The 6,540-nt window shown below is 66.5% G+C and carries 4 protein-coding genes; 1 reads left to right on the forward strand and 3 read right to left on the reverse strand.

Going from position 1 to position 6,540, the window contains the following annotated elements:
• The first annotated feature begins 318 nt into the window (after positions 1-318).
• Positions 319-2,247: a glycoside hydrolase family 5 protein gene (locus ACFVTX_RS18000; protein ID WP_386902568.1), complete on the forward strand. Its 1,929-nt coding sequence runs from the start codon at positions 319-321 to the stop codon at positions 2,245-2,247.
• Between the two features lie 110 nt (positions 2,248-2,357).
• On the opposite strand, the gene ACFVTX_RS18005 is transcribed toward ACFVTX_RS18000, so the two are convergent.
• From ACFVTX_RS18005 to rffA, 3 genes are read right to left on the reverse strand one after another with little or no spacing between them, the layout of a single operon-like run.
• Positions 2,358-3,404 (reverse strand): glycosyltransferase family 2 protein, encoded by a 1,047-nt coding sequence (locus ACFVTX_RS18005; RefSeq protein ID WP_386902570.1) that lies wholly within the window; start codon positions 3,402-3,404, stop codon positions 2,358-2,360.
• A 4-nt stretch (positions 3,405-3,408) separates the two neighbouring features.
• Positions 3,409-4,650 (reverse strand): glycosyltransferase family 1 protein, encoded by a 1,242-nt coding sequence (locus ACFVTX_RS18010; protein WP_386902572.1) that lies wholly within the window; start codon positions 4,648-4,650, stop codon positions 3,409-3,411.
• Positions 4,647-5,804, reverse strand: coding sequence for a dTDP-4-amino-4,6-dideoxygalactose transaminase (rffA, locus tag ACFVTX_RS18015; RefSeq protein ID WP_386902574.1), 1,158 nt, complete (start codon positions 5,802-5,804; stop codon positions 4,647-4,649). Before rffA ends, ACFVTX_RS18010 begins: the two co-directional genes overlap by 4 nt.
• Between the last annotated feature and the right edge of the window lie 736 nt (positions 5,805-6,540).

Raw genomic sequence — 6,540 nt, forward strand, 5'->3', positions numbered from 1 at the left:
ATCGTTTCCTCGAAGTCGCCTCGCCAGTAGGCGATGCATGCTCGATTTGCCTCGGGGAGCCCTACCTCGATCGTGGTCAGCCCGGGCCCCGATGTGCTGGATTACCACGGGCGACCCATGGAGGCGCTTGGGCACGGATGAGCCGACCGCAATCCGTGATCACCTGGGTGGTCGGGAATGTTTACGTTGCCTTAACAGACGATGTTTACGTTGACATGACTTCGCTCCCGCCAATAGCCTGACCGCTCAGGAGCCGGGTCGGCGCCCGCGCAGACCTGCGACGGTGACCGCCGACGGCAGGACAGAGAGGTTCGCAGAATGCAACGTCGCACCCTACGGGTCGCGGTCGGACTCACGACCGCAGCCCTCGCGATATCAGTCGCGAGTCCCGTGTACGCAGCAACACCGGAAGATCCGATCCCCGTGCTCACCGGCCCCGAACTCGCCGCCTCGTGGACGGCGCCGCTCAGCACCGTCGGCCGCTACATCGTCGACGCGAACGGCGACCGGTTCAAGCTCGAATCCGCCAACTGGGACGGCGCGCAGGGCCACTGGACCGGCAACGGCGACAAGAACGACCCCGCCAACCACAACAGCGGCATCAGCTACGACATCCCCATGGGCCTCGACCGGGTGCCGATGGCGACCCTCATGAGCGACTTCCACGCGCTCGGGCTCAACAGCATCCGGCTCTCGTTCTCGAACGAGATGCTCGGCATGACGGCTCCGGTGCCCGATGTCGCGGTGGACGCGAACCCTGAGCTTCTGGGCAAGACCCCGCTCGAGGTCTTCGACGCCGTCGTCGAAGCCCTCACCGCCGACGGCTTCGCCGTGATCCTGAACAACCACACCACCACGTCGCGCTGGTGCTGCGGTAACGACGGCAACACGAAGTGGTACAGCAGCCAGACCACCGAGAAGTGGATCAGCGACTGGGTGATGCTCACCGAGCGCTACGCCGACAACCCCCGGGTCGTCGGCATGGACCTCCGTAACGAGGTGCGCCGCGACACCTGGAACGACCCGAACTGGGGCTGGGGCGACGGTAACGACCTCTACCAGGCGTTCCAGAAGGCCGGCATCGCCATCCAGCAGACGAACCCCGACGTGCTCGTCATCATGGAAGGCATCAACTGGGTCGGCATCCCGACCGACATCACGCACCACGAACGGCCACTCCTGAAGCCGGTCGCGAACCTCTCGAACGCCCTCCCGTACACCGACAAGCTCGTCTACGCCGCCCACATCTACGGCTTCACCGGTCCGTACCACACCGGCGGGACCGGATTGAGCGGGGGCGAGACGCACGACGCCCGCTACCGCGATATGACTGCGGACGAACTCAAGTTCTCGGTCACCCATGACGTGCAGTTCGTGAACACGGCCGGCCAGCACTACACGGCCCCGGTGTGGTTCAGCGAGTTCGGTACGACCGGCGCCGGCCAGACGAACGAGCAGGAGAAGGCGTGGTGGGTGAACTTCACCGACATCCTCATCGAGAACGACAGCGACTTCGCCGCGTGGCCCCTCGTCGCACACGCCAAGGATGACGGCACCTTCGTCGACAGCTTCTCGCTGCTGGCCTACAAGGCCGACGGCACGAAGCTCAGCATCGCCGACGACTGGCGCTACCCGCAGTGGGTGAAGCTCGTGAACGCCGACGGCAAGACCGGCCAGGTGGACTCCGTGCCCCGCTGGAACATGATCGGCAGCGGCAGCTTCGTCGACAGCCAGTCCTCGATGACGATGCTGCAGCGGCCCGACTGGTCGCCCGGCCAGTGGAAGGGCACCTGCCCCGACACCCAGCGCCTGCAGGGCATCGCCCGGAGCACGAACCGCGGACTGTGCACGGACATCGGCGGCATCAGCACCTCGAACCCGCGCGTGCAGAGCGGGGAGGGGAACATCACGAACGACTGGGCCTCGGGCTACAGCAAGCTGCAGTGCAACCCCGGCGAGGTCGCGGTCGGCTACAGCCTCGGCACCGGCGGCGGCACCAAGGCGGCGATGTGGAACCTGCTCTGCGCGACGAGCACCACCGCGCTGCCCGCGAGCCAGGGCCGCCTGATCTGGTTCGACCAGGGCGACAACCGCCCGGCCGGCGGCGGCTCGACCGCGAGCGACTGGGCGCCCGGCAACTACAAGGGCCAGTGCAAGGACACCGAATACATCGCCGGCGTGGCATTCACGTACCGGTGGAACCACGGCGGTGTGCCCGACGCGCTGCTCTGCAAGCCGCTCCGCTGAGCCGAGCCCAGCCGCGCTGAACGACGAAAGGGCCGGGTCGCGACAGCGACCCGGCCCCTCCGCGTCACGGGGCATCCATGCGAGTGAATCCACTGCTCAGCGCCGGGTCTCTACAGCGCTGTCGAGTGCGGACCGGCTGGAAGGTCGGGTTCCGTCGTCGAGCGAGCCGCCGACTCCCGCCGCGTGGCCTCGAGGGAGGCCCGGTCGAGCGCCGCGAGATCGTCGAGCGCGGCGCGAGATCCCGCCGACATGCCTCGCCAGCGGGCGAGGTGGTACCAAGGGTTCACGATCAGCCAGCGCAGGGACGCGCCAGGGCCGTAGTCGCGGTCACGCAGGATTCGGATGCTGTCCCGCAGCGCGCCGGCGCCGGCATGGGCCACGGCTGTGCGAAGCGGGAGAGGCGGGAGTTTCGAGCCCGATCTCCGCTGCCCGACCGTCTCGTCGAACATCCGCCGACGGTACTCGCGAATCGTCGCATCGTTCGAATGCAGCACCGCGCCAGCAGGCGCGTACGCGATCGAGAACCCGGCCGTCAACGCGTCGCGCGCGAAGGCCAAATCCTCCGAGTACGCGATGTCTCGGTACGGCAGCACCTCTGTGAGGAACGCGCGAGTGCTCGCTGAGTTCACGTCTGAGTAGAAGGCGAGCCGATCGAGGCCGTCAGGCGTGCCGCCGGCAAGGCTCCGGAGTGAGACCCGGTCGGGCGGACCCTGCATCTCGAATGCACGCCCGATGTCGTACTTCTGCAGCGGGAAGGCATGCGAGCGGGGCAGTTGCCGGCCGAAGACGCCGACGACGCTCGGGATCGAGAGCGGGAGGATGAGCTCGCGCAGCCAATGCGGGCCCGCGGGGGTGGCGTCCTGAGTGAGGAACGCGACGACGCGACCAGAGGCCAGCCGGGCGCCGAGATTGCGTGTGCGGCCGTGGCCGAATTCATCGTTCGGGATCTCGTGCAGGCGGACGCCGGGGCGAGCGCGCACGAGCCCGAGCGAGGCGTCAGTCGACCCTGAGTCGATGACGAGGATTTCGACGGTTCCGGCGCCCTGCTGAGCGGCGACCGCATCGAGGACCTCGGCGAGGTAACGCTCCCCGTTCAAAACCGGGATCACGACGGTGACCTCGATGTCGCGGGCAGATCCGTGCATCCCGTGGATCATGCCATCACAACGAGGTCTGCATCGCGCGGTCGAAGGCGGTCACGAACTCGACGCCGGGATCGTTCCAATCGGTGTCGGCGACCGCCTTCGCGATGCGAGCCGCGTGTGCGGCTTGGTCGGGACGGTCGAGGACTGAGATGAGCCGGTCTGCGAGTGCGCCCGGCGCCATGGGGGTGAACTCGATGTGCTCGCTGTCGAGCACGCCGCGGGTGTTGGGCGCATCGTTCACGACAGGCACGACGCCTGCGCCCATCACTTCGATCGGCAACAGTGACATGTTCGTGAGCGAGAGGATGAGCGCCGCCGCGCAGCGATTGTAGATCGCGTTCAGCTCGGCGATGTCGACCGCTGCGTGGTTGACGTACGGGAACGGCACGTCGAAGCCGGACATGTCCCAGCCGACCAGGTTGATCGTGACGTCGGGTCGGCGACGGTGCAATTCGAGGAGCGCGAGCAGACCGAACTCGGTCGCGCGCCGCGGTGTGGGCGGGCGGGCGTAGAACAGGACCTCGCGCCGCGGCTTCGTATTGAGGTACGAGTAACGGCCCGGGTCGATCGCGTAGTCGTAGTGGTCGCATGACATGCCGTAGTCGCGACGGAGCTTCTCTGCGAGCCATCCGCCGGCCGAGAAGGCGTGGAAACCCAGTCGATAGCTGTTCTCGGCGGCGGCATAGTCGCTGCCCCAGGCGAAGAAGGCGGGCTCGAAGTCCTGCGCGAAGATGAAGCGCTTCGCCGTGGCCGGGTAGCGGTGGGCTGCGTAGGCCGCTTCCCAGTCGCAGGCGATGATCGCGTCGTACTCGCCCTCGATCCCTATCGCGGGGTCGTAACGACGGAACTCGCCTCGGATCTCGGGGTACGCCGTCGTATCGCGCATCATCTGACGGATTCCGTCGATGCTCAGTACCGGGTACTTGGCGGGGGAATACAAGAGCACCGTCGTCGGGTTCCCGGCTTGTTCGAGGAAGCTCATGAATCGGAAGGCGTTCTGGTGTCCCCCACTCGTGCGACTCGGCGGGGAGATGATCCAGGCCACCCGATAGCCGCGCAAGGGTCGATCGACCGTATGCGTGTTGAACCGGACGGGGTGCGACCAGTCGACCGCGACGAGGTCTTCGGAGTGGATGCTCGAGAGCGGCTTCACCCGAAAGGGGTCCCACCGTCCGTTCAGCCACTTGGCACCGCGCCAGGCGGTCGAGCGCAGACCTCCTTGCCGGAGGCTCTGCATGGCGGTCTGGATTCTGCTCATCTGTTCTCCTTCGTCGGGGTCCAGCGGGTGACGGCGTCGATCACTCGGTCGATCTCGTCATCGGTCATCCCGGCCCAGAGAGGGAGACGCACGAGGCGGTGCGACAAGTCCTCCGCGCGGGCCAGGGGGTGCAGTGATCGCCCGAAGCGCCGACCGGCGAGACTCGAGTCGAGCGGCACATAGTGGAAGGCGGCCACGACATCTGCTGCGCGGAGCGTCCGGATGAGGTCCGACTGATCGTTCCAATCCGGCACGAGCAGATAGAACAGGTGGGCGGCGTGTATCCCACCAGCAGGCTCCATGAGCTCGACCCCGACGCGTCCCGCCCACTCGGCGAGCCCCTCGGCGTACCGTTCCCAGGTGCGATGACGATGGCTCTGGATCTGGTCGAAAGCGTCCAGCTGAGCATCGAGAACGGCAGCGCAGTACTCGCTCGGCAGATAGCTCGATCCCCAATCCACCCAGCTGTACTTATCGACCTCCCCCCGGAGGAACTCGGAGCGGTTCGTGCCCTTCTCCCGCATGACCTCCGCGCGCAGCAGGTCACGCTCGCGGTTGACGAGGAGCGCGCCACCCTCGCCGGCGTGGACGTTCTTCGTGTCATGGAAGCTCTGCACCCCGACATCGCCGATGCGGCCGAGGGGTCCGTACTCGCTCATGACGCCGAGACCGTGCGCGTTGTCCTCGATGACCGCGAGTCCGCGCTCGGCGGCGATCGACATCACCGCGGACATGTCGACGGGCTGGCCTCCATAGTGCATCACCGAGATGGCCCTGGTATTCGGACCGACGGCATCGGCGACCTGACTGACGTCGAGATTGCCCGACGGTCCTTCGACGTCGATGAAGACGATCGACGCGCCCGTCATCGCGACGGCAGCGGCAGCGGAAGAGAACGTGAACGTCGGCAGCACGACTTCGTCCCCCGGCCCGAGATCGACGAGTCGACTGGCCATTTCCAGCGCATGAGTGCCCGACGTCGTGAGCAGCACATCACCTCCGGTCAGCGCACGGAGCTTCGCGCTCGCAGCCGCCGTGAACGGTCCATCGCCGTGGGCGTGATCTGACTCGACGACGAATTTCAGGCGCTCGAGGGTTGCGGCAGCGCGATACGGACGGGAGAACGGGATCACTGCTCGTGCCTGTGCTCCCATGCGCTCCCCCCTCCTGGCCCGCGTTCGTCGCGTCGCACGAGGTCGTCGAGGTCCCCAACTCCGTGAGCGAAACCGAATCTGTGTCCGACTGCCGCGCCGACAGCGACACCGCCCCCAGCGTCAGCGGTTCTGCCGGCCTTGAGGACGGTTGGGATGTGCACCTGCGAACGATCGTCAGATGCCTCGATTCCGATGCCCTCGGAGTCGGTTGTGCTCATGGGCGAGACCGTACGAGATGAACCTAAGGCGCAGATAAGCGCCGTCAGGAGGAACCGCCGAGCGGCAGACGGTCTCACCGTTGCTGGCTCACGGATGGTTCACCTCTGACTCCGCCGTGTGGCGCAATCGTGATCACACCAGAGCGCAGCTTGGCCTTGGACGTCATCGAATCCCCTTCGATCGTGTTATTCGGCAATACCGACACACAGGGATGTCCGCCCGACCGCAGAAGGTTGCAAACACGCCTGCAGCCGATCCGAAGGGCGGCGGAGGCGTGGCCTGAGCAGGTTCGCGGAGATTGCCTCGAGGGCCCCGCCGTTGTCCGCGCACACGCCAAGACACGCGACTCGGGGATGAGTAGAGAACTCTGGGTTGACCAGTACTTTCAAACGGTGGGCCCTGCCGGGCTCGAACCGACGACATCCACGGTGAAGTCCCGTCGGTTCGGGCGCATCATCGCGTTCCCGGTGCACCACGTTTCCGAACATCTTGCCACGGTCACCACGCTGCAGCCGGC

It is taken from the genome of Agromyces sp. NPDC058136 (assembly GCF_042884375.1).
GTDB lineage: Bacteria > Actinomycetota > Actinomycetes > Actinomycetales > Microbacteriaceae > Agromyces.

What these genes read in the sequence shown, in the direction of transcription:
- ACFVTX_RS18010 (WP_386902572.1), bottom strand. Translation starts at nt 4,650, where the DNA reads ATGAGCAGAATCCAGACCGCCATGCAGAGCCTCCGGCAAGGAGGTCTG.
- rffA (WP_386902574.1), bottom strand. Translation starts at nt 5,804, where the DNA reads ATGGGAGCACAGGCACGAGCAGTGATCCCGTTCTCCCGTCCGTATCGC.
- ACFVTX_RS18005 (WP_386902570.1), bottom strand. Translation starts at nt 3,404, where the DNA reads ATGATCCACGGGATGCACGGATCTGCCCGCGACATCGAGGTCACCGTC.
- ACFVTX_RS18000 (WP_386902568.1), top strand. Translation starts at nt 319, where the DNA reads ATGCAACGTCGCACCCTACGGGTCGCGGTCGGACTCACGACCGCAGCC.